We start from the raw sequence: 22,135 nt of genomic DNA, 5'->3' as shown, positions 1-22,135 counted from the left end.
TTTCTCTCCAATTGCCCTCCCGGGACAATTTTTAATTTACCATTCTCACAAAATATTGTTGCCCTTAAGGGTTATTCTCTTTCTAATTCTTCCTGCAATATTTTTCTTATATCCTCTACGGTCTCTTTCTCCAGGTCGGCTCTTTTTTCCAACTCATACGGCGACATTCTCATTACACTGCGGGCTGTATCACAACCAATTTTCTTCAGTGCATCAATTACCCATCCGTCAATTTCATCACTAAACTCTTCCAGGTCCACATCAAACTCTTCTTCTTCATCTTCAGTATCCCTGTACACATCCAGCTCATAACCGGTAAGTTCAGAAGCCAGTTTAATGTTAGCTCCGCGCTTCCCGATCGCCAGTGATACCTGGTCGGGTTTCAGATAAATACTGGCGTGCTTACCTTCCGAGTCTAAACTCATGCTGGTTATTTTCGCCGGTGTAAGCGACCGTTGTATTAATAACTGGGTATTGCTGGTCCAGTTAATCACATCAATATTTTCATTTTTCAATTCTCTTACAATACCGTGGATACGGCTACCTTTCATACCTACACAGGCACCCACCGGGTCAATCCTGTCATCATAAGATTCTACTGCTACTTTAGCTCTTTCTCCCGGCTCCCTTACAATTTTTTTGATGACGATTAAACCATCAAATATCTCCGGCACCTCAATTTCCAACAATTTGGCAAGAAAATCCGGAGAAGTTCTCGACAATATAATTACCGGGTTATTATTTTTTAGATCGACACGGGTTACAACAGCCCTGATATTTTCTCCTTTTTTAAAATAATCCTGCGGAATTTGCTCGCTTTTGGGAAGAATTAACTCATTTCCTTCTTCATCTAATAATAAAATCTCTTTTTTCCAAACCTGGTATACTTCCGCGCTTATGATCTCACCAATTCTATCTTCATACTTCTTAGCCAGTACATTCTTTTTCAAATCGCTGATACGGCCAGCCAGGGTTTGCTTGGCAGCAAGGATCGCACGGCGACCAAAGTCAATCAAATCAATCTCCTCGTATAAATCTTCGCCTACTTCATAATCCGGTTCAAGCTTTATCGCTTCAGAATAAGCCACCTGTGCCAGTGGGTCTTCCACTTCTCCATCTTCTACAATAGTACGGTGACGTACAATTTCAAGGTCCCCCTTCTCTGCGTTCACGATTACATCAAAATTGTCATCGCTGCCATACTTTTTGCGAAGCAGTGTTTTGAAAACGTCTTCCACTACTTTCATCATCGTGGGCCTGTCAATATTCTCCGCGTCTTTAAAGTCCTGAAACGCTTCTATAAGATTAATACTTGCCATAGCAATTCATAATTTAAGTATTGCGTTTTACCTGTTTGGGTAAAACATATTTAAAATTTAATTTGAATTTGAGTTGATTTAATATCACTAAAAGCAATAGTGTGTTTCACTATTTCGGCTTTTTTCCCCTTTCCAACCGTTTCTTCTACCACTATTCCTGTTTCATCTACCGCAGTAAGCACTCCTTCTGTTTTGTGTCCTTCCAGCTGTGTTACTTCTACAAACCGGTTCAGATTTTTTACATACTGGCGGTGCATTTTTAACGGCTCTCCCAACCCGGCAGACGATACCTCAAGAGAAAAATCACCTTCGGGGAACAGTGCAGCTTCTTCGAGTTCTTTATACAAAGCACGGTTATATTTAACCAGGTCACCTATTCCAATCCCGTTATCGCCATCAATAAAAACTTTGATATTGTTGGTGGGTTTTACTTTTATCTCAACCAAAAAATGCTCAGGATTTGCAGCCAAAATATCCTGAATTTGTTTCTCAACTCTTTGAATTACAGCTTCCATGTTGTGTATGCCGGTAAAATAAATAAGGGAACGCCACCGTTCCCTTTTCTCAAAATCTTGTGCAAAGTTAAGATTTTTTTATTAAAAATGTTACGTTAACTTTAATTTAATTATTGATGGGCTTGCGGTAAAACATTTTAGCCAAATGACCGTTTACCTTAGTAAACAAAGTTTTTCATAATGAGCGCGATAGGTTTTATTTTCTTAGGTATTTTTTTGTGGATCTTTTATAACCTGTTTGTAAAGGTCATCTGGCCTGTTTATAAAACTACCAGCCGGTTAAAAAAGCAGTTTCGGAACATGGCTGAACAACGCGAGACTCAAAACCATTCAACAGCTTCTCAAAATATCGAAACGCCTAAGGAAAAAGTAGGTGAATACATTGAGTTCGAAGAAGTAAAGTAGCCTTTCCTTAACTGGAGTGATCCTGAACGATGAGCCATTTACCGTTAATCTTCCTGATAATAAGGGTATAATGTCCCTGCAGATCGCCAATTGTACGTGTAAGGTGCCATTTCCCGATTACATTATATACCTGACCAGATAAAGACTCAATCCTGATAATGGTAAACTTCAACTGTCCCATGGCCGTTTTGTCGGGATAGCCTTTCCTGTAATTGTCGAGCGTGTTTTGCCAACCGTAAGTAACACCATTTTTTCCAACAAAAACCAGTGAATCGCTCTTCCAGTACGTTTGCATGAAGGCGTTGATATCTCCTTTATTCCAGGCTTCCGTTTGCTTTGCAAGAATCTGCCTGATCGCCGATTCCTGGTCTGACTGCGCCAATACGGCGATAGTCATTACTCCGAAAACCATAACCATCAGAAAACGTTTCATAATTTATGTTTCAGGAAAGATACGCTGTTTGGGTTAATAGTGATCATGATTACAATCTGTATCATGCGCATGATTATGCACCCTGCAATACCGGTAGTTGATCAGGTGTGCTGCCACTATTAATATAACCGCAGGAATCAGCAAAATAGTATGATAGGTTAGAAATACCTGCTTAAGCACCAGGAAGGATATACCTATTGAAAAAAGTATTAATGGCGTTTTACTGTGGTGATGCCATTTATAGCCATGCCACAATGCGTAGCACCCGATTACGAATGCCAAAACGATCATTCCTATTTCAAACGCAAGGTTTTCGATAATATTTACCCCGAACATCGGCAGCGCAGCCAAAAATAAAGGAAGCACTGCACAATGGATAGCGCATAATACAGAAGTAGTAATACCCAATGCGTCCCAATTAATTCTATTTTTCATTCAGCTGCAAAGATAAAAAAAAGCAACAATGTTGCAAATATTAATTTGGCAGCATTTTGTTCCCCTGAGATTCTGGCTTACTGATGCTTATAAATATTTGCGACAAGTTTTTTTAATTCTTCGATCTGGAGCGGTTTTTTCAGAAGCTTTACTACATTTCTGTCCGACTCGGCCCTGACGATATCTCTTAAATCGTCTGTTGAGGAGATCATAATAACATGGCTCTGTGCTTTGAACTCGTTAGGAAAGGTATCATATCGTTCTAAAAATTCGAAGCCATCCATTTCAGGCATTTGAATGTCGAGAAAAATGATATGGGGAAAGATTTCGGGATTGTTGATATTCTCAGCAAGAAAATCCAATGCAGCTTCGGCCGAAGAGAAACATACAATTTGTTTGAAAAGTTTGGTATGGCTGGCAATGCCCGAATTGATCCGTAAATCGAACGAGCTGTCGTCGATGATAATGAGCAAATTAGGTGTTTGTAATGACGCCATTATTAGATTTCGCGGTATTAGAGGATGAATCTATAATTCGTTGGGTATGCGTAAAGTAAATTTTGTTCCGGAATTCACCACCGATTCTACAGAAATTTTCCCGTCCAGTTTAGCTAAGGCTTCCCGCACAATAAAGAGTCCCAGCCCGGTTCCCTTTTGGTTATGCACCCTGAAGAATTGATTGAATATCTTATTTAAGTGATCATTGAGTATACCCAGGCCATTGTCGACAATGCTAATAATAGCATCCAGGCGGTTTACTTTTACGTCTATCCGGATCAACTTATTCTCTTCATCAGGATTCTGGTATTTTATCGCATTTGAGATGAGATTGCCAATAATAATCTCAATACGAAAAACATCACCTACAAATCTTTCGGGCTGATCAATATTTACTTCAAACTTTATTTTGTCTTCTACATTGTTAGCTAGTTTATGCACCACTATCAGGTCGTTAACGAGCTTCTGAAAATCGACCTCTTCTTTTATGGTACTGTACCGGCTATTTTTGTAATACTGTAAAGTACTGGTAATATTATAATCCAGGCGGGCGCAACAGTCTTCTATCAATCCCCAATATTCATGGCCCTTTTCTGATTCGCTGTAAACATTATCCAGCTTGGCAAGGTTAATTACTCCAAGGGCAGAGGCCAGTGGCGCTCTCAGTTCATGAGAAATACTATAAATAAAACGGTTGAGTTCGTCATTCGTTTTCTCCAGTTCCACCACCTTATCCTTTAGCTCTCTTCTGGTTTTAAAAACGTCATAGGCGTTCTGAATACCATTGTTCAGCTCAATTTCATTCCAGGGCTTTGTAATATACCGATAAATATCGCCCTCATTAATAGCTTCAGCCAGGGCTTCAATATCAGTATATCCTGTAAGCAATATCCTGATGGGCTCAGGGTATAATTTTTTGACTCTTTTAAATAGCTCTACTCCTGTCATTTCGGGCATGCGTTGATCTGAAATCACTACATGCACTTCCGTCTGCGACAAAATATCAAGAGCTCCCGCTCCGGAGCTTGCCGTGTATATTTCATACAACCGTCTAAAATTTGCTTTAAAAGAGCTTAGGTTATTCTCTTCATCATCAACATATAAAACTTTAATAACGGTCATAAAAAGATATTGAAAGCGCTCAGGCTAAATATTTTACAGGTAAAGTTATGATAAATTCTGCACCATCTCCAAAATTTGATACCACTTCTATGGTGCCGTTGTGGCTATCTATAATGCCTTTTACAATCGACATTCCAAGGCCGGTTCCTTGTCCCACCGGCTTTGTGGTATAGAAAGGTTCGAATATTTTCTCACGTACACTGTCCTTAATCCCGGTACCATTATCCTTGATCGATACTTTAACATGCCCATCTTCGGAAGAGGTTCGGATGTTTAAAATGCCTGTGCCCGGACTGTAAGACTGACGCTCTATAATAGACTGTAGCCCGTTGGTAATAATATTCATAAACACCTGATTGATCTTACCTGGCGTACACTCTATTTCGGGTATATTGCCAAACTCTTTGTTCAGAACAAAATCTGTAGGAAATGAGTTTTTAACCAACATTAATGTCGACTGCAAGCCATCGTTTAAATTAGCATACTTTATATTGGCTTCATCTATTCTCGCAAAATTCTTTAGGTTACTTACAATTTCTGCCGTACGGTGAGCCCCATCTTTTATACCCGTCAGTAAGGTTTTAATTTCCTCGTTGATATAATCCAGATCAATTTGTTTCTTATAGGAGTCGATAGCTTTAAACTGCTCTTCCACATTTTGTGATACGTCTATTTCCTCATACTTCTGAATCACGCTGAGCAGGTCAGATACATCCAGCTCAAGTGGCTTTATATTGGAGGTTACGAAATTAATAGGATTATTGATTTCGTGAGCGATACCAGCTGTAAGCTGCCCCAGGGACACCATTTTTTCCGATTCTACGAGTTGACTTTGTGCATTTTTTAACTGGGAGAGTGTATGATTCAGATTCTCATTTGCATCTTCCAGCTCCTGTGTACGCTCGTGCACCTGTTGCTCCAAAATAATATTCTGATCTTTTACCAGCCGTTCATTTTCCAGGGAAACCCGTAAAGCTTCTTTTCGGGCCAGCTCCTGGTTACGGCGGTAAGTATTTATCCGGTCTGCCAGAGCTAATGAAAGTAGTACTGCCTCTACAGCAGATCCTATTTGCAGGGCATAAAAAGTGAGATAATTATAAGGAAGAATACCTACGTTTCTTAATACAAAAACAATCACGCTGCACAGGAAAATCGACCAGGCGATGAGTAAGGTTTTGGCGCCATGAATTTGCTTTACAGCCAAAAACGAACAAATGCCAAGCACATAAAAAGCGGTACAAAAAGCGGTTAATTGAACAGCAATCTGGGCACCCCTGAACATTCCCATCAATCCCAGCACCAACGATATACAATAAAATCCTTCAAACAGGAAAATGCCTCTGTTGAAGCGACGCGATACGCTTTTCAGATTTAGAAAGTTACGTATGAATTCCAACGCTGCTATCCCGTTAAAAAATGGTACGAGAAAAGCTGCGTAATTATTCATGGCCGGCGTATCGGGCCAAAGAAACCGAAAAGTATAACCTTGCAGCTGGGCCTGTGTTACTCCCACAAACACCATATACAATACATAATAGAAATAGCTGCTTTCCCTGGTAGAAAAAAACAGGAACAGGTTATATAGTACCATAACCAATATCAAACCGATATAGAGCCCGAAGATCAGGTCGTTGGTGGCTATTTTCTCAAATGTTCTTTCTACATGTCCTACTGTAATGGGTATGAGCAGCTGCTCAGAGGCCCTCATTTTTATGAAAAAGGTTTTCTGTTCGCCCTTTTTCACCTGTGCATCAAACATATAAGTTTGATAATTATACTTCCGGTTTACAAAAGGTTTAGCTTCTGTAAGGGCCATTGAATCAAAATGACCGGATGCTTCATCTTTATAATATAAGACTACATCATCAATTGTAGCGTGCTCCAGGTTAATAATCAGGTTTGGATCATCTGTGTTATTCTCAATAATAAACTTAACCCAGAAGGAGGAGGCGGAAACAAAAAAGCCCGGTACATCCGAAGGGCTTTTTAAGAACGGACTGGCAGCCGCTTCATTTATTGACAGGGTGTTTGTCTTGTCTTCCAGGTACTGAATATGATCTTTAACTACGCCGTATAGCGCTCCCTCATCGCTAATTTTCAGCGGGGCTTGTGCATACAAACCTATACCTGCATATAAAAAATAAATAAGGAAAAAATAAATACGCATCGGGAGCCTTATACTTTTAATAAATAATCTACCAGAAGTTCCCCTTTGGGTCCGGTTTCTGTTATGCGGCTTTGTTGGGGATTTTCGAAGAGTTCGAAAATCTTTTTCCGCTCTTTTTCATCGGCGTTCACAAGAGTTTTGCTATCGTTAATAACCATTGCGGTAGCAACGAAATCGTCTTTGGGGTAAAAGAAATTGCCTTTATCTCCCAACGAAGTTTCAACGAGGCCGCCGATTCGTTTTCCAATACGTACGGTAACCGGTGCACAAAGGAAAAATATCTTTTCAACATTCAATTGCATCGCTACTACCACTCCTACACGTGCCATGAAAATACTTCCAATACCCAGGCCTGCTACCTCCATTGAATTCCACAGACCACATATTTCTGAAGTCCCGGGCGACGCCTGCTGATGAATGGAAGGATCATACTGCCCGATTGCAGTTTCAATAGGCAGGGGAAGCACGCCATCCGCTACCTGAACCCTTGCGCCGCCATATATTTTCTCGCGGTCCAGGCTTTCAGCCACCACCACGAACGTATTTTCATGATGCATCCAGCTCGTATTGCTCGAGGTAATTTTCGCAACCCCGAAATGGGCTTCCAAAAGACGCCTGTGCCCTTCGATAAACTTAAGGCAGGTTTCGGGATCCGTTGTGGCTTTAAAGGCTCTGATAGCTACTTCCACTCAGCATTTTATTTAATTAATTCCTTAAAATCGATATAATATCTTCCGGAACTAGTTGTTTCTGACAGCAAAATCCTTCTACAGGTGTCAGTAACCATTGCACCACCCAACACCACAGAAGAGGCTAACTGTGGCCAGGTATTAATAGTTTTTCCCATTTCACCAAGCGAATATTTCATCCTGTCGGAGAGGGCCGACAGGTTTACCATTGCATCCAGCATAGGTAATTTTTCCTGGCTTGTGAGGTCTTTTAATTTCGTTAAATCGATCCCTTCTTCATTCAGATTACCATGAAAAAGCGGTCTTTCGGGCTCCAGGTCAAAACGCTCCACATCTAACATCCCGCGGTCATTTGTATCCATAACTACGGGAATGCCCTTTTCACGGGCTTTCACCCGGCTTAGTATCTTTACATCTATACTATCACACTCTTCGATCAATATATCCAGCTGAGCGCTGTCTTCTCCTAAAAAGGAATCAATATTATCTGCAGTAATCCCATCTGTAAAACAGGTCACTTTAAGAAAGGGGTCCAGTTCCGCAATTTTTTGCGCTGTTATAACCGCTTTAGAGGCGCCCAGGTTATATACATTGCAATTACTTAACCGGTTCATATTACATAATTCAACTGTGTCGAAGTCTGCAAGGTACAGTTCACCGCAAATCCGTTCGGTGGCAATGGTCATAGCAATCGATTGGCCTACCGATAGGCCTATAATACCCAGTTTTTTTGTTTTGAGAATCTCAAGCTCTTCAGGTTTAATCTTGTAAAGATTCCTGCTGGTTCTTACCTGTACAAACTCTTCTTCATCAAGCAGGTGAACCAATTTTTGCGACCAGGGATAATACACCCACACACCATAGTTATCGGGGTCTTTCCCATCCAGATAACGGGCAACCTCAGCCTTGTATTCATCCGCAGTTAGCTGTTTCTGAGGATTATTTATTTTTGCTAATTCTGATAATTGACTTTCAATAGTATCGTATATTTGTATGGACGGGGTTTGTGACAAAAGCTCTTTCAGCCTCTCTTGCCCACCGCTCTCTGCCAATCTGTAATATACTGGTTTGTAATAACTATTGTATTGTTCAGAAGCCCGATAGCCTAAAAGCATGGTTTTGTTTTGATGATTTAGCAGGATATAAATATAGAACAGAATTTTAACAATATATAGTTTTTTATATGGCAGAAAACAATATTTATAAGAATATCTTGTATGTTGATGATGAAATACATAACCTTAACTCTTTTCGCGCAGTATTCAGAAGATCATACAATGTATTTACTGCTCTTTCTGCAAAAGAAGGTAAAACTATATTGGATGAAAACACGATACACCTGATTATAACAGACCAGAGAATGCCTGAGACAACGGGGATTGAATTTCTCGAATCCATTATTAAAGATCATCCTGCAATTCCAAGAATTTTGCTGACGGGCTATACAGATATTAATGCCGTTATCGATGCCATTAACAAAGGGTCTGTTTACAAGTATGTTCAAAAGCCCTGGTCTGAGGACGAGCTTCGCGAAACTATAGAAAATGCATTAAAAATCTATACTAATAGTAAGAATAAAGAGCAGCTTACAGAAAAATTGATTACAACCAACGAGCAGTTAGAGTTTTTACTCCGTCAAAACCTGCTATCCTGAGTTTACTTTACATTCATTTTTTCTTTTCTGAGAATTTTCAGAAGAACAGTTTCAAGCGGCGCGGGATCACCGCCGGTTTTAGTTAATGTGCCGGATTGAATATACTTCAACAACCGGGTGTCTTCATACATAGCTAACACCAGGGGGTGTATATAATGGCTTTTACAAACCGACCTGGTATTACCCAGAGTTGCCGCCACACAATCGATAGCCTCAATTGTATTACGTTTCATTTCAGCCTGTGTTTCAAATCCGCCTATTTTAGTAAACTGGCCTATGCAATCTACGGTACCCGTCCAGGTTCTAAAATCTTTACTGGTAAATTCACCCCCCGAGATCTCCTTTATATAATCATTTACATCACCGCTATTGATACTGTGCCGGTTGCCCGATTCATCTATGTATTGAAACAATTCTTTGCCCGGGATTTCTTTGCACTGCTGTATAATTTTTGCCAGGCGTGCGCTTTTCAGAGAAATGTTTTGATAAACACCTTTTTTACCCCGAAAGCTAAATTGAACCTTGTTGCCGTTTATTTTTATATGCTGATTTTTTAATGTAGAGAGCCCAAATGATCCGTAAAGTTTTTCATATATATTATTCCCCACGCGTATGCCGGTTTTATCCATAACGCTTACCACTGCCGCCAGTACTTTTTGCCGGGAAAGATCGCGGCCGGATAAGTGGGCCGAAAGTTTTTTCCGGATACCTTTTAATGCCTGTCCGAATTGAAGCAACCGGTAAAACTTTGTTTCCTTACGAAGCGCATTCCATAGGGTGTGATACCGGTATTGTTTTCTTCCCATGACATCCACGCCTGTGCATTGCAAATGCCCGTTTTGCAGGCTGCAGATCCAAACATTTTGCCATGCCGGAGGAATCACCAGGCTTCGGATTCTGGAAAGTGTATCCTGGTCAGCTATTTTTTTGCCCCCCTTTTTGTACGAAAAGGATTTTCCATTTTTCACTCTGATAATTCCTTCATCAGAATCGCTTACATAAGTTAATTTAACGATGCGGGCACTTTCCTTTGCATCGTTAATTACATCTACCAGCTTTTGCGGAGAAATATTTACTACTATATCAGCAACTTCTATCTGCATCAAACTAGCTATAGAAAAAAGAATGCCAATTCAATGCTTACTGTTCGTCAGGCAACGGCCAGTTTATTATATTTGTTTTTATACTCAATAGGTGTAAGGCCGGTGATCTTTTTAAAAGTGGTTCTAAATGCCTTTGTATCCGTATAGCCAACATCATACATTACCTCATTGATATTTTTCCGGCTGCTTTCAAAGCTTTTCTTTGCCGCTTCTACTTTTACCCGTTGAATGTATTCCAGGACCGAGTTGTTGGTGGCCTGCTTAAACCGGCGTTCCAGGCTTCGGCGGCCCAGGGCAACCACTGCTGCAATATCATCTATGGTTAATCGCTCTTCTATATTCTTTTCAATATAGTCCTGTGCTTTTTTCACTTCCTCGTCATTATGATTTTTTTGAGCCGTAAACATAGCAAATGCTGATTGACTGCTCCGGTCAATATCAATTGCAAAGTATTTAGACACCAGGATAGCTGTTTGCCGGTCGGTATATTTTTCTACCAGGTGTAATAAAAGATTCCAGTAAGATGTAGCACCTCCACTGGTATAGATGCGATTTTGTTCTGTAACAATAGAGCCGTCCTGCAATATCACCTCAGGAAACATTTCCCTGAATGCATTCATATAGCCCCAGTGCGTGCTGCATTTTTTACCATTAAGCAAACCTGCAGAAGCCAGCAAAAAAGCGCCGACACATAAAGAGGCTATTTCTGCACCCTCCTGATATTGCCAATTCAACCATTTGATCATTGTAGTATTGGCCGCTACGGCTTTCTCCATGTCTCCAAAAAGTGCGGGTGCTATAACCAGATCGGCCACTCCGGTTTCTTCCAGCAACTGATCAACCGTTACAGAAAACTGGTTGCCACTAAATTGTACCTGCTTACGGGCACCCACCAACTTAATATCGAAAAGCGGCCCGTTCCCGCTTACCTGCAGAAATTCATTTACTGTATTAAAACAATATTGGGGATCGGCCACAGCTTGTAATACAGCATGTTCCGGCACTAAAATATAGATCGTTTTCATACGCAAATGATTTGTTACCTGACTTATTTATGTCAGGTTTTAAAAATAGAATACGGAAAATTAGTACTATTTGAGCGATTCCCGAAAAGGCTACTTTAAAAACTGTCCTATGACAGGTAATTGGGCAAATTCACGTTTTTCAACACGTAGAATAAATAAAAAATAAAGGAGGAATAATAGGGTTGCTACGCCGTAGTTCACCCAGGATACCGGGAACTGCTCTTTCACAAAATAGTGAATCACATAACATATTACGGCGATAATAATATATGCAATCAGTTTATTCTTTGCGTAAGGAATACGATAGTTCTTTTGTCCCCATACATAAGACACAACCATCATGATACCGTAACAGGCAAATGTAGCCCAGGCACAGGCAACATAGCTATAAGCGGGGATGAATAAATAATTTATTAATAATGTAACTCCTGCTCCTATAAGTGTAATGTAGGCTCCGGCAATAGTTTTATTTCCCAGCTTATACCATATACTTAGATTATAATATATCCCTAAAAACATATTCGCCAGTAATAGTACGGGAACCACTTTCAGCCCAATCCACATCGAGTGGTCGGTTATAAAATATTTCCACAAGTCAACATACAGCATAACGAAAAGAAACATCAGGCACAGTGTTATAACAAAAAACTTCATCACGCGCGCATAGGTTCGCGGGGCGTTTTCACTGGTGGATTGTTTAAAGAAAAACGGTTCTGCCCCCATTCGGAAAGCCTGTACAGATAAACTTATTAATAAAGAAAGTTTGTAGCAGGCGGAGTATATACCTACCTCGGCCTTTGCAGCATCTTCCGAGCTAACGGGAGCCCACCATCCTAACATAATACGATCGAAGGTTTCGTTGATCATGCCTGCAAATCCTGCAATCATTATGGGAAGACCGTATAATACCAGTTGTCGCCAAACAATCTTATCGAACTTAAAATTAAAGCTAAAAAACTCCTTAGAAAGCAATAATAAAGTAACAATGCTTTGAATAAGATTGGCAACAAACACATATCCTACCAGCCACTCCTTATCAAATAAAAAAGCTATCAGGCTATCGGGCTTCTCTTTAGCTATCTGAGGACAGATACTTAAAAAGAAATAAAGCGACCCCATATTTACAAGAATCCCGGAGATCTTGACAAAAGCGAATTTACGGGGTTTGCCATCCAGCCGGAGCTTTGCAAAAGGAATAGTGCTCAAAGCATCAAAAAATATAATACCTGAAGCTAAAAGAACGTACTCGGGATGGGCCTCTACCATCAGAATCCTGGAAATAGGCACATGAAACCCAATCAGGAGCATCGATAACAAAAGGGAGGAAGAAAGCAAAGAAATACTGGAAGTGTTGAATACCGTTTTTTTATCCTGAATTTGTGTGAACCTGAAAAAGGCCGTCTCCATTCCGTACGTGAATACCACATTCATAAATGGTATGTACGAATAGATCAACGATTGTTCTCCATACCAAACCTTGCCTAACATCAAAATCAGGTAAGGTGTCAGCAGGTAATTAATAAACCTTGCTGCTATAGAACTTGCTCCATACCAAATAGTTTGTCCTGCCAGTTTCTTAATGCCGCTCAAACGATAAAAAATTATTCATGCAAATTTAAAGTACTTAAAATAAAACAGCGAGTTAATATACCTTTGCGGCAGATCATTTCTCAAACTCAAATACATTTTATGTTGAAGCAACTGGCAATAATAGCAGGATTGGGCATGTGGGCTACCAATATTTCAGCTCAGGCATTTGAAGGAAAAGTAAAAAACGGCAAAACCGAAGAGCCTGCGTTGGTAATGGTATACGATTATCCAGAGACGATTGTGGAGAGTGCATTGCTTGCTAAATTTGCAGATAAACAACTAACAGGAACCCTTACCAAAGAGTCGTTCAGGTTATACCCCAATGTTGTAATTGATGAAGTGAGTAAAAGCAAGCTCGATTATTATTTTAAACTGGAGGGGAATGGTAAAAAATCAGAGCCAAAGACAACTTTATACTTAATAATGCATGGATCGGGAGATATAGAAGGCGCATCAGAACTCCCCAGCAGGGGTAAGGCTTTCCTGGAAAAAATGACGGCGAACGTAAAACGAAGCAGTGATATTATGGAGATCAGAAAACAGGAAGCCATACTGGTGGATGAGGAAAATGCACTTTCTGACCTTCAAAAAACGCAAAAGGAGCTGGAGGAGCAACTGCAGGCTAATAAAGCGAAGCAGGAGACTCAGCAAAAAATAATTGCCTCTCAAAAAATGCTGCTGGACGATCTTAAGGCTAAAACCAACTAGTTAACCGACTTTAAAGTGCCATTGAGGTACTTCAAATAATACAATTTCTTGTTTTCATAGTGGCTTATTTTGCCGTTCAGGTAATCTGGCTGTATATCCATATCAAAGAAAGTCCTGTATTCCGATCCGGCAAGTTTTGTATTAATATCTTTTCCATAACGGTTCAATAAATGACCGAAACGGTAGGTAAGCCCATAACCCCTGAAAACCAGGTCACTGGGCGCGGCATACATTTTCTTCTTGTAATATTCACTTATCGACCGGCTGGCAGCATCTGTCCTTGGATTGAAAAAGGGCGTGCTATAAATAATTTCCACACCTTTATACTCCGGCTTTGCAATACCGATATTTTCCCAGGTGGGCATGCCGATAACAGTTACTGATGCATAGTTTTTAATGTTACTGGCCAATTGCTTAAGTACTTTGCTTCCAAACTCTGTATCCAGTGAACCAACTACATATAATCCTGTCTGTGTTGGTTGTGTAGTAGTGCCCAGTGCTTTCAACGCAATATCGTCGTTAACTTCCTGGAAGCGGATCTTTACTGAATCTTTGTAATACTTATTCAATGTTTCCAGTACCGAACGGATATACGAATCTGAACTTGTTTTTCGGGTAATTACCGTTATCTGCCGCCCGGCATAATTCTTTTTCATGTAATTATACAATCCTTCCAGTTGAGTTTGTATCGTTGGATTCAATACCACGAAATAAGGATTGCTGGTTGCATTAGCATCATTGGGCACCGTTGCATTTAGTACCGTTATTTTTTTATCAGCCCCCAATCTTGCCAGGGTCGTTAATTCGGCAAGGCTGCAGTTAGCAATAATCAGCTCTACGCCATCGGCGGCGCATTTGCTAAACTGCTGTTCCAGTGTTTCCCTGTTCGACTTGGAATCGTATATGTATACATCCAGGGGAATATTTAATGCGTTCAGGGAGTCAATGGCCAGCGCCGCACCATGATAAAACTCCAATCCATTTATAGACGACTTTGGAAAGGTTTTACCGGAATACCTGTAGCTGCCAGCATTATCAAAAGCCTCATCTATATAAAGAGGTGTAAATATCGCCAGCTTGTGCCGGGTACCATTTGTAACCGGCTGCGCGAAAACTGAAAAAACAACAACAAGAGCTAAAAAACTTAGAAGCGTTTTCTTCATGGTAAGGTTTATTTGTTTACTTGCCTTTCACGCCATCTGTTTTACCCTGTATACAGGTACAGATGATCATGTAAACCAGCAACTGCCGGTTCAGGCTCATGTACTTTGTTTTTGGGGCAGCAAAAGATGCAATCCCGCAACATTTAAGAACATCCACTGCTATTCCCACTCAATAGTAGCGGGAGGTTTGCTGCTTATATCATATACTACGCGGTTTATACCCCGCACGTTATTAATAATTTCGTTACTTACATCGGCCAGGAAATCGTAGGGCAGGTGCGCCCAGTCTGCGGTCATACCGTCTACACTGGTTACTGCACGTAAGGCCACTGTAAATTCGTATGTACGCTCATCTCCCATTACACCTACGCTTTTAACCGGTAATAAGATCGTTCCCGCCTGCCAAACCGTTGCATACAATCCGGTTTCTTTTAAAGCATTCGTATAAATATGATCTGCTTCCTGCAATAATCGCACCTTTTCTTCAGTCACTTCTCCCAGTATCCTGATCGCTAAACCCGGACCTGGGAAGGGGTGACGATCAATCAGGTTGGCGGGAATACCCAGCTCACGACCTACTTTTCTAACCTCATCTTTAAAAAGATAGCGCAAAGGCTCTACCAGCTCCATTTTCATAGTAGCCGGTAAACCACCCACATTATGGTGCGATTTGATGGTTACAGAAGGACCATGTACTGATACACTTTCTATCACATCAGGATAAATTGTTCCCTGACCCAATAACTCAATATTTTCTAATTTGGCGGCTTCCTGCTGAAATACTTCAATAAATAAGCGGCCGATAATTTTTCTTTTTGCCTCCGGATCGGCGTTGTCTTTCAGCTCATCGTAAAACATCTGGCTGGCATTAACACCGGTAACATTCAGGCCCAGTTGCTTATAGGTTTCCAATACATCCTCAAATTCATTTTTACGTAGTACCCCATTGTCAACAAATATGCCGTGCAGCTTATCACCAATAGCCTTATGAATTAAGGTAGCCGCCACTGTACTGTCTACGCCACCGCTTAAAGCCATAATTACCTGGCGATCACCGATTTGCTGCTTTAAAGCTTCTACTGTATCTGTAATAAAATGTGCAGGTGTCCAATCCTGGGCACAGCCGCATATATTTACGAGGAAGTTCTTTAAGATCTGTTTTCCTTCGGTGCTGTGGTACACTTCGGGGTGAAACTGAAGTCCATATAAAGGATTGGTATCCTGTTTGTTTTTAAAGGCGGCAACAGGAATGCTGTCGGTAGTAGCTAAAACCTCAAATCCCTCCGGCAATTCCAGGATGCTATCTCCATGGCTCATCCATACCTGGCTTTTAACGCTTACCCCCTGCATCAGCACATCTGTTTCGTCATTTACTGACATAGATGCACGACCATATTCTCTTTTGCTGCTCTTCTCTACACGTCCGCCATAAGTTTTGGCAGTAAGCTGTGCCCCATAGCAAATACCCAATACCGGCAACTGTTTTACGATATCTTTTATGCCAATAACAGGTGCATTTGGGTCGTTTACCGAAAACGGAGAGCCCGAAAGGATAATTCCTTTTAAATTGCTATCGATTTCGAATGGTTTTGAATAGGGTATGATTTCGCAGTAAACATTGGCTTCACGTACTGCCCTTGCAATAAGTTGGGTATATTGAGAACCAAAATCGAGAATAAGTATCCTTTCCGTCATAGTGCGGCGAAGGTAATATTAATTTGATATTCCAACCCGATCAACCAGGGCAAGTTTTTCAATTTAAATTTGATTTTATAAATAATAAATATCTTAACACTTTCGATAACTCTTAAACAGATGACATGAAATACTTAGGCTTAATATTAATAATTGTTTTTGCAATCAGCTCCTGCAATATTATTGATAGCGAACGCGTTAAAGGCAATGGCAAGCTTACCACAAAAACCTATGATCTTAAAAACTTTTCTAATCTCGACCTGGGCTCGAGTATGGAGGTGCATATAACCCAGTCAGACAACTACAGTGTAAAAATTGAAACCGATGAAAATCTTTTTAATTACCTCTATGTTAGGGTAAACGATGGCAATACTTTAGAAGTGGATGTAAAAGACAATATTAATTTGGATGCCAGTGGAGAGGTAAAGGTTTACATTTCTGTTCCATCATTAGATAAGGTCAATCTTTCGGGAGCAGCACAGTTACAAACGGAAGGCAAATTCGTACAGGAGAAAAAGATAGAATTCGATCTTTCAGGAGCCTCAAGCGGCAATATTTCGGTTAGAGCGCCGCAGGTCGACCTGGAAGCATCCGGCGCCAGCACCCTAACGGCAGACGGGGAATGCAGGGATGTAAAAGCCAGCGCCTCGGGTGCCTCTACTATTAACTCCTTCGACCTTAAATCAGAAAATGCCGAGGTCGAAGCGTCTGGCGCAAGCACGGTACGTGTATTTAGCAGCCTGAAACTGAATGCCAGGTCGCATGGTGCCAGCTCGGTTAAATACAGGGGCAACCCCCAGGTAACGCAGGATGTTAGTGGCGCCAGCAGCGTGGGAAAGGATTAAGGAGAGTACAGGTGACAGGGGACCGTTAACGGCAGTAGGAATGTAATATTAATTTTTATCAGAATGGCCCAGGCTCATGCCTGGGTTTATTTTATCCCGGAGCAGTTGTTTCAGTTCCTTAACCTCGCTAAATCCCCCATTTGATTTACGATCAAATACCAGGTTATTATCTATATAAATCCTAAATACCCCGCTGATAGCACCTGGTTTCAGGGCAACAGCCTCAACATAACCCGTAAATGTGGTTAAAAATTCCTGCGCCATATAAGCAGCCCGCAGCATCCAGCCACATTTAGGACAATATTCTATAGTAATAGTTGGTTTCATGGTGTAAATTTAAATTCTAACCAGATTACTCCCATTTCTTAATCAAATGACGTATTGGCTAAATGTGTGTTGCCTCGAAGGAACAACTAGAATAGGTTTGTAAAAAACTAAAATTGATATGAAATCCACCCTGCCATTTCTCTTATTGTTGGTTTTATCCATAAACGGATATAATATATCAGCACAACAAACGGATATGATCCGCATAGGTCCGGTTTGGGTAGAGCGTACGGATCATAATCTTAAATCGCTGCCCTACCTGAAATACGATGGAAATAGCATTATTGATATACGATCAGCATCTGCAAGGGAAAAAGCAAATGCCTACCTGTATGAAAAGCTAACAACGATAAATGGCGAGAAAAAATGGTATGATGCTTACTCTGCCTTTGGTGATCCGAAATCTGCTATTACTGCTTCTTTTGAAGACAATAAGGATGAAATTTTTGTATCTGAAATAACCGGACGGGGATTTTTGGTAAACGGCACAGCCTATGTAGAATTTTCGGATGTGCTTATCGACGAACGTAATGCAGACAATTACCGGTACCATGTTGTTAAAAATGACCGTGAAGAGATTGTGCCCTGGACAAAGCCAGACCAGTTCATTAAAACCAATGATGGAAAGTTCTCCTATGCTTACCTGGGCAAGTTCCCGGGAAAGCGAGGCGAGAAAATAAAAATTGAGATTTATAATATCAGCAATTATGCTGACCGCTCTTCTATGCTTACAGAATGGATTGAGGTGCAAACTCCTGAGATTTCAGGTACAGTCAGGTATCAAATAAAGAGACAAACAGGTATTTTTGATGCTTTAGTGATTGGAGTAAACCCTTACTACAAAAAGCGCTTCCCTGGCTACAATCCTGAAAAAGAAGCATATCAATATAATTTTATTAAAGCTTTCAACGCAAAGCATATCGCAATTTATACAGCAGACACTTTGTTGGATATGTCACTTACAACCCATAACGATCCTTCAATTTCAACACTTGTTTACCTGGTAAAAAAGGAAAATGGGAAAAAAATCCGTACGTTGATAGGTGGGAGAGATACTAAAAAAGTAAGTATCCCAAGGGCAATGTGGGACAAGCCTGGCGAATACAAAATTGAATTTGTTCCCTATGCCATAGTAAAAAGGAGCGACAGAACTAATAAAACCGGGATGTATGAGCATGAATTTGCCGATAAAAAATTTGTTTATGAGCTGACTGTATTACCCGACAAAAATCAAAGCCTTAAGATCGGTATTAGCGCCATTATTTTTACAGCGATCGCATTGATACTGCTGGGGCTATTCCTTCTTATCCTGAGCAGGTATCGTAACAGGTTAAAGTTCGAAAAAGTACAAAGAAGAGGAGAGCAGGCTCAAAGTCAATTGCAATCAATAAGGTCTCAACTCAATCCTCATTTTATCTTTAATGCACTCTCGGGCATTCAAACACTCATGAATAAAAATGAAATTGATACAGCGAATGAATACCTTTCCAAGTTTGCAAGATTAACCCGGCGGGTTTTGGACGATGCCGGTAAAGACCAGGTGAGCCTGGCTGATGAAGCAGCTCTTTTAGATGACTACCTGAAGATGGAACAACTGCGATTTGGTTTTAAATATAATATTACTATTGATAACCGGCTCAGCGAAGATATACAGATACCGGTTATGCTTTTACAGCCATTGGTCGAAAATGCGGTAAAGCACGGGATTGTTGATAAGAAAAAAAATGGTCTTATCGAGGTCAGCTTTTTAAAGGCCGGCGAGGATTTGATTTTAAAAGTGAGGGATAATGGTGAGGGATTTGATAAGGAGAATCTGCTTCGCGGAAAAGGACTGGAACTTACCCAAAACCGGGTATCTTTATCGAATACCATTTATAAAAATACCCCGTTGAGTTTTGATATTGAACCTACAACTGCCGGCACTACCGCAACCATTATTCTTAAAAACTGGTTATCATGAATGCGATTATTGTAGACGATGAGCCACACAATATAGAGAACCTGCAAATCCTGTTGCAAAAGCATTGTCCCGATATCAATGTTATTGCCACAGCAGATAACATTGACGAAGCACTTGATATAATCACCACCCAACAACCAGATGTGGTTTTCCTGGATATTATCTTAGGAAAGCAAACCGGGTTTGACCTACTGGCACAATTAGCCAAAAGAGACTTTGAGGTGATTTTTGTTACCGCTTTTGATCAGTATGGAGTTCGGGCTGTTAAATCTGCTGCATTAGATTATTTACTCAAACCAGTAGACATAACCGAATTAAAAGCAGCTGTTGACAAGGCCACCGAAAAAATAAAACAAAAGAAAAAGAACACACAGCTCGACTTTCTGATGGACTATATTACCCAGCAGGGAAAAGCGCCGGCAAAAGTTGCCTTGCCCCTGCGAAACGAAGTGCGGTATATCGAAGTCAACAATATTGTACGCTGTGAAGCCACCAATTCGTATACCTGGTTTTACCTAACCAGCAAGGAAAAGATACTGGTATCGAAATCATTGAAAGAGTATGACGACCTTTTTAACGCACAAGGCTTTATTCGTTGTCATCAAAGTCATTTGGTCAACGTTGCTTTTGTAAAAAGCCTGCTCCGCGAGGATAGCGGGGTTCTATTGATGCAGGATGGTGAAAAAATACCTATATCGAAGGCGAAAAAAGAAATAGTAAAGCTGGCGCTATTAAAAAGTTCTTAATTATACCTCTGTTTATAATAAAAAACTATTCGCTAAATAGTAAAAAAGGTTGATATGTTGACCGCAATACACCTGTCAACATATCAACCAGTTAACCTGTTTACTAAAATTTATTTCCTGCTATAATTAGGAGCTTCCCTGGTTACCACCACATCATGCGGATGACTTTCGTTCATACCGGCATTGGTAATGCGAACAAACTGCGCTTTTTTAAGATCAGCAATGCTCTTCGCGCCGCAATAACCCATTCCGGCCCTTAACCCGCCTACATATTGATAAATAACTTCCTTTAAAGAACCTTTGAAAGCGACGCGGCCCTCAATCCCTTCCGGTACAAACTTCTTTACATCGTCTTCCGGATCCTGGAAATACCGATCGCTGCTGCCGGTTGCCATAGCCCCTAAAGAGCCCATACCCCGGTAGGATTTAAACTTACGACCTTCAAAAATAATAGCTTCGCCAGGACTTTCTTCTGTGCCTGCAAACACACTACCCATCATTACACAATCTGCTCCCGCTGCCAGGGCTTTAACCATATCTCCGGTATAACGAATACCTCCATCGGCAATCAATGGAATTCCTTTTTTAGAAAGACTTTTAGCCGCCTCCATAATCGCACTCAACTGTGGCATACCTGCACCGGCTACAATACGCGTGGTACAAATAGAACCCGGTCCAATACCTACTTTTACCGCATCGGCACCCGCTTCAGCTAAAGCAAGCGCTCCGGCTGCGGTACCTACATTACCTGCAATTACGTTTAATTTTTTGAAGTTCTTTTTTACCTTTTTCAGGGCATCAATAACACCTTTTGTATGACCATGTGCGCTATCCAATACCACCAGGTCAACTCCTACTGCTGTTAATGCACTAATGCGATCTAATACATCTGCTGTAATACCTATGCCCGCGCCTACTAACAATCTTCCAAAAGAATCTTTGATGGCATTGGGGAAACTCGTTACCTGCAGGATATCGCGGTAGGTAATTAATCCTACCAGTTTGCCCTGCTTGTCTACAACCGGTAGTTTTTCAATTTTATGCCGGCGCAGTATGGTTTCTGCTTTTTTCAGATCAGTGCCGGCCGGTGCTGTTACCAGGTTTTCGCTGGTCATTACTTCTTTTACCTTCCTGGCGGGATCCTGTTCAAAGCGCAGATCCCGGTTGGTAAGAATACCTTTTAATCTATGATTACCATCGATAATAGGTATACCACCGATCTTGTTTTCTTTCATCAGCCTCAACGCATCACCAATTGTTTCATCTTCTAAAAGCGTAAGCGGATCTAAGATCAAACCGCTCTCACTTCTTTTTACTTTACGCACATGGGCAGCCTGCTGCTCAATGCTCATATTTTTATGTAGTATGCCCAGTCCGCCTTCACGTGCCATAGCTATTGCCAGGGCAGCTTCAGTTACAGTATCCATCGCTGCGGATAAGATTGGTGTATTTAACGTAATGTCTTTGGTAAGACGGGTACGTATGTCAACATCTCTTGGTAACACTTCGCTATAAGCCGGTACCAATAGTACATCGTCAAACGTTAAACCTTCTAATGCTATTTTGGGGGAATTTGCAGTTGCTGCAGGATTATTTCTTGTTGCCATGTGCAAAATTAAGGGAATGACAATGAACTGGAAAATCGAAAATGAAGAATGCACATAATTCAGCAGGCAAACAACCTTATGGCTTCCATTTTTGTTATTGATCAGTTGCCTCGGAGCAACAGGCATTTGT

22 protein-coding genes are annotated in these 22,135 nt (G+C 40.8%); 6 read left to right on the top strand and 16 right to left on the bottom strand.

Annotated features, from left to right (window positions below; translation table 11 throughout):
* Window positions 1-71: 71 nt before the first annotated feature.
* Together nusA and rimP are read right to left on the bottom strand one after the other, a co-directional pair.
* Window positions 72-1,319, bottom strand: a complete 1,248-nt coding sequence (nusA, locus tag ACLOAU_RS07755) for a transcription termination factor NusA (RefSeq protein ID WP_427861290.1) — start codon at window positions 1,317-1,319, stop codon at window positions 72-74.
* Between the two features lie 50 nt (window positions 1,320-1,369).
* On the bottom strand, window positions 1,370-1,834 hold the full coding sequence (rimP, locus tag ACLOAU_RS07750; protein ID WP_427861289.1) for a ribosome assembly cofactor RimP: 465 nt from the start codon (window positions 1,832-1,834) through the stop codon (window positions 1,370-1,372).
* Between the two features lie 180 nt (window positions 1,835-2,014).
* Here rimP and ACLOAU_RS07745 point away from each other — a divergent pair, with 180 nt between their 5' ends.
* The gene (locus ACLOAU_RS07745; protein WP_427861288.1) at window positions 2,015-2,239 is read left to right on the top strand and encodes a hypothetical protein; all 225 of its coding nucleotides are present in this window, start codon (window positions 2,015-2,017) and stop codon (window positions 2,237-2,239) included.
* Window positions 2,240-2,246: 7 nt separating this feature from the next.
* Here the strand turns inward: ACLOAU_RS07745 and ACLOAU_RS07740 are convergent, their stop codons facing one another.
* The 7 genes from ACLOAU_RS07740 to ACLOAU_RS07710 all read right to left on the bottom strand — a co-directional run bounded on the left by ACLOAU_RS07740 (window position 2,247) and on the right by ACLOAU_RS07710 (window position 8,697).
* Complete coding sequence (locus ACLOAU_RS07740; RefSeq protein WP_427861287.1) at window positions 2,247-2,672, bottom strand: YybH family protein; 426 nt, start codon at window positions 2,670-2,672, stop codon at window positions 2,247-2,249.
* A gap of 33 nt (window positions 2,673-2,705) precedes the next feature.
* A complete protein-coding gene (locus tag ACLOAU_RS07735) occupies window positions 2,706-3,107 on the bottom strand; it encodes a MerC domain-containing protein (RefSeq protein WP_427861286.1) in 402 nt (133 codons plus the stop codon).
* A 77-nt stretch (window positions 3,108-3,184) separates the two neighbouring features.
* A complete protein-coding gene (locus tag ACLOAU_RS07730) occupies window positions 3,185-3,604 on the bottom strand; it encodes a response regulator (RefSeq protein ID WP_427861285.1) in 420 nt (139 codons plus the stop codon).
* A 30-nt stretch (window positions 3,605-3,634) separates the two neighbouring features.
* Entirely contained in the window at window positions 3,635-4,726 is a 1,092-nt protein-coding gene (locus tag ACLOAU_RS07725; protein WP_427861284.1) for a hybrid sensor histidine kinase/response regulator, read from the bottom strand.
* Window positions 4,727-4,745: 19 nt separating this feature from the next.
* The gene (locus ACLOAU_RS07720) at window positions 4,746-6,893 is read right to left on the bottom strand and encodes a sensor histidine kinase (protein ID WP_427861283.1); all 2,148 of its coding nucleotides are present in this window, start codon (window positions 6,891-6,893) and stop codon (window positions 4,746-4,748) included.
* Between the two features lie 8 nt (window positions 6,894-6,901).
* Window positions 6,902-7,582 (bottom strand): hypothetical protein, encoded by a 681-nt coding sequence (locus tag ACLOAU_RS07715; RefSeq protein WP_427861282.1) that lies wholly within the window; start codon window positions 7,580-7,582, stop codon window positions 6,902-6,904.
* A gap of 8 nt (window positions 7,583-7,590) precedes the next feature.
* Complete coding sequence (locus tag ACLOAU_RS07710; RefSeq protein WP_427861281.1) at window positions 7,591-8,697, bottom strand: ThiF family adenylyltransferase; 1,107 nt, start codon at window positions 8,695-8,697, stop codon at window positions 7,591-7,593.
* 68 nt (window positions 8,698-8,765) lie between these two features.
* On the opposite strand from ACLOAU_RS07710, the gene ACLOAU_RS07705 reads away from it, so the two are divergent.
* Window positions 8,766-9,236 (top strand): response regulator, encoded by a 471-nt coding sequence (locus ACLOAU_RS07705; RefSeq protein WP_427861280.1) that lies wholly within the window; start codon window positions 8,766-8,768, stop codon window positions 9,234-9,236.
* Window positions 9,237-9,238: 2 nt separating this feature from the next.
* Here the strand turns inward: ACLOAU_RS07705 and ACLOAU_RS07700 are convergent, their stop codons facing one another.
* The 3 genes from ACLOAU_RS07700 to ACLOAU_RS07690 all read right to left on the bottom strand — a co-directional run bounded on the left by ACLOAU_RS07700 (window position 9,239) and on the right by ACLOAU_RS07690 (window position 12,954).
* Window positions 9,239-10,339 (bottom strand): DNA topoisomerase IB, encoded by a 1,101-nt coding sequence (locus tag ACLOAU_RS07700; protein ID WP_427861279.1) that lies wholly within the window; start codon window positions 10,337-10,339, stop codon window positions 9,239-9,241.
* Between the two features lie 47 nt (window positions 10,340-10,386).
* Window positions 10,387-11,364 (bottom strand): GlxA family transcriptional regulator, encoded by a 978-nt coding sequence (locus tag ACLOAU_RS07695; RefSeq protein WP_427861278.1) that lies wholly within the window; start codon window positions 11,362-11,364, stop codon window positions 10,387-10,389.
* A gap of 90 nt (window positions 11,365-11,454) precedes the next feature.
* On the bottom strand, window positions 11,455-12,954 hold the full coding sequence (locus ACLOAU_RS07690) for a lipopolysaccharide biosynthesis protein (protein ID WP_427861277.1): 1,500 nt from the start codon (window positions 12,952-12,954) through the stop codon (window positions 11,455-11,457).
* Window positions 12,955-13,053: 99 nt separating this feature from the next.
* Between ACLOAU_RS07690 and ACLOAU_RS07685 the strand changes: the two genes are divergently transcribed.
* Complete coding sequence (locus ACLOAU_RS07685; protein WP_427861276.1) at window positions 13,054-13,662, top strand: hypothetical protein; 609 nt, start codon at window positions 13,054-13,056, stop codon at window positions 13,660-13,662.
* Here the strand turns inward: ACLOAU_RS07685 and ACLOAU_RS07680 are convergent.
* Complete coding sequence (locus tag ACLOAU_RS07680) at window positions 13,659-14,825, bottom strand: ABC transporter substrate-binding protein (RefSeq protein WP_427861275.1); 1,167 nt, start codon at window positions 14,823-14,825, stop codon at window positions 13,659-13,661. The genes ACLOAU_RS07685 and ACLOAU_RS07680 overlap by 4 nt on opposite strands.
* A gap of 159 nt (window positions 14,826-14,984) precedes the next feature.
* On the bottom strand, window positions 14,985-16,520 hold the full coding sequence (guaA, locus tag ACLOAU_RS07675) for a glutamine-hydrolyzing GMP synthase (protein ID WP_427861274.1): 1,536 nt from the start codon (window positions 16,518-16,520) through the stop codon (window positions 14,985-14,987).
* Window positions 16,521-16,645: 125 nt separating this feature from the next.
* Between guaA and ACLOAU_RS07670 the strand changes: the two genes are divergently transcribed.
* Window positions 16,646-17,365, top strand: a complete 720-nt coding sequence (locus tag ACLOAU_RS07670; RefSeq protein ID WP_427861273.1) for a head GIN domain-containing protein — start codon at window positions 16,646-16,648, stop codon at window positions 17,363-17,365.
* Window positions 17,366-17,413: 48 nt separating this feature from the next.
* Here ACLOAU_RS07670 and ACLOAU_RS07665 read toward each other — a convergent pair whose 3' ends face one another.
* Window positions 17,414-17,692: an Rdx family protein gene (locus ACLOAU_RS07665; protein WP_427861272.1), complete on the bottom strand. Its 279-nt coding sequence runs from the start codon at window positions 17,690-17,692 to the stop codon at window positions 17,414-17,416.
* Between the two features lie 118 nt (window positions 17,693-17,810).
* Between ACLOAU_RS07665 and ACLOAU_RS07660 the strand changes: the two genes are divergently transcribed.
* Both ACLOAU_RS07660 and ACLOAU_RS07655 read left to right on the top strand, forming a co-directional pair.
* Window positions 17,811-19,652 carry a sensor histidine kinase gene (locus tag ACLOAU_RS07660; protein WP_427861271.1) on the top strand — a complete coding sequence of 614 codons (1,842 nt, stop codon included), beginning with the start codon at window positions 17,811-17,813 and terminating at the stop codon, window positions 19,650-19,652.
* Window positions 19,649-20,398, top strand: a complete 750-nt coding sequence (locus tag ACLOAU_RS07655) for a LytR/AlgR family response regulator transcription factor (protein WP_427861270.1) — start codon at window positions 19,649-19,651, stop codon at window positions 20,396-20,398. Before ACLOAU_RS07660 ends, ACLOAU_RS07655 begins: the two co-directional genes overlap by 4 nt.
* A gap of 110 nt (window positions 20,399-20,508) precedes the next feature.
* Here the strand turns inward: ACLOAU_RS07655 and guaB are convergent, their stop codons facing one another.
* Window positions 20,509-22,005: an IMP dehydrogenase gene (gene guaB / locus ACLOAU_RS07650; RefSeq protein WP_427861269.1), complete on the bottom strand. Its 1,497-nt coding sequence runs from the start codon at window positions 22,003-22,005 to the stop codon at window positions 20,509-20,511.
* Between the last annotated feature and the right edge of the window lie 130 nt (window positions 22,006-22,135).

This window comes from Paraniabella aurantiaca (assembly GCF_050309965.1).
Lineage (GTDB): Bacteria > Bacteroidota > Bacteroidia > Chitinophagales > Chitinophagaceae > Niabella.
Note: the sequence above shows the minus strand (reverse complement) of the source record. Positions and strands in the feature narration are given on the sequence as shown.

Excerpts from the sequence above, each read along its gene's own strand:
- ACLOAU_RS07685 (WP_427861276.1), top strand. The coding sequence starts at position 13,054 with ATGTTGAAGCAACTGGCAATAATAGCAGGATTGGGCATGTGGGCTACC.
- ACLOAU_RS07710 (WP_427861281.1), bottom strand. The coding sequence starts at position 8,697 with ATGCTTTTAGGCTATCGGGCTTCTGAACAATACAATAGTTATTACAAA.
- ACLOAU_RS07680 (WP_427861275.1), bottom strand. The coding sequence starts at position 14,825 with ATGAAGAAAACGCTTCTAAGTTTTTTAGCTCTTGTTGTTGTTTTTTCA.
- guaB (WP_427861269.1), bottom strand. The coding sequence starts at position 22,005 with ATGGCAACAAGAAATAATCCTGCAGCAACTGCAAATTCCCCCAAAATA.
- ACLOAU_RS07735 (WP_427861286.1), bottom strand. The coding sequence starts at position 3,107 with ATGAAAAATAGAATTAATTGGGACGCATTGGGTATTACTACTTCTGTA.
- ACLOAU_RS07745 (WP_427861288.1), top strand. The coding sequence starts at position 2,015 with ATGAGCGCGATAGGTTTTATTTTCTTAGGTATTTTTTTGTGGATCTTT.
- guaA (WP_427861274.1), bottom strand. The coding sequence starts at position 16,520 with ATGACGGAAAGGATACTTATTCTCGATTTTGGTTCTCAATATACCCAA.
- ACLOAU_RS07725 (WP_427861284.1), bottom strand. The coding sequence starts at position 4,726 with ATGACCGTTATTAAAGTTTTATATGTTGATGATGAAGAGAATAACCTA.
- ACLOAU_RS07665 (WP_427861272.1), bottom strand. The coding sequence starts at position 17,692 with ATGAAACCAACTATTACTATAGAATATTGTCCTAAATGTGGCTGGATG.
- ACLOAU_RS07660 (WP_427861271.1), top strand. The coding sequence starts at position 17,811 with ATGAAATCCACCCTGCCATTTCTCTTATTGTTGGTTTTATCCATAAAC.
- ACLOAU_RS07705 (WP_427861280.1), top strand. The coding sequence starts at position 8,766 with ATGGCAGAAAACAATATTTATAAGAATATCTTGTATGTTGATGATGAA.
- ACLOAU_RS07720 (WP_427861283.1), bottom strand. The coding sequence starts at position 6,893 with ATGCGTATTTATTTTTTCCTTATTTATTTTTTATATGCAGGTATAGGT.
- rimP (WP_427861289.1), bottom strand. The coding sequence starts at position 1,834 with ATGGAAGCTGTAATTCAAAGAGTTGAGAAACAAATTCAGGATATTTTG.
- ACLOAU_RS07700 (WP_427861279.1), bottom strand. The coding sequence starts at position 10,339 with ATGCAGATAGAAGTTGCTGATATAGTAGTAAATATTTCTCCGCAAAAG.
- nusA (WP_427861290.1), bottom strand. The coding sequence starts at position 1,319 with ATGGCAAGTATTAATCTTATAGAAGCGTTTCAGGACTTTAAAGACGCG.
- ACLOAU_RS07740 (WP_427861287.1), bottom strand. The coding sequence starts at position 2,672 with ATGAAACGTTTTCTGATGGTTATGGTTTTCGGAGTAATGACTATCGCC.
- ACLOAU_RS07670 (WP_427861273.1), top strand. The coding sequence starts at position 16,646 with ATGAAATACTTAGGCTTAATATTAATAATTGTTTTTGCAATCAGCTCC.
- ACLOAU_RS07730 (WP_427861285.1), bottom strand. The coding sequence starts at position 3,604 with ATGGCGTCATTACAAACACCTAATTTGCTCATTATCATCGACGACAGC.
- ACLOAU_RS07655 (WP_427861270.1), top strand. The coding sequence starts at position 19,649 with ATGAATGCGATTATTGTAGACGATGAGCCACACAATATAGAGAACCTG.
- ACLOAU_RS07695 (WP_427861278.1), bottom strand. The coding sequence starts at position 11,364 with ATGAAAACGATCTATATTTTAGTGCCGGAACATGCTGTATTACAAGCT.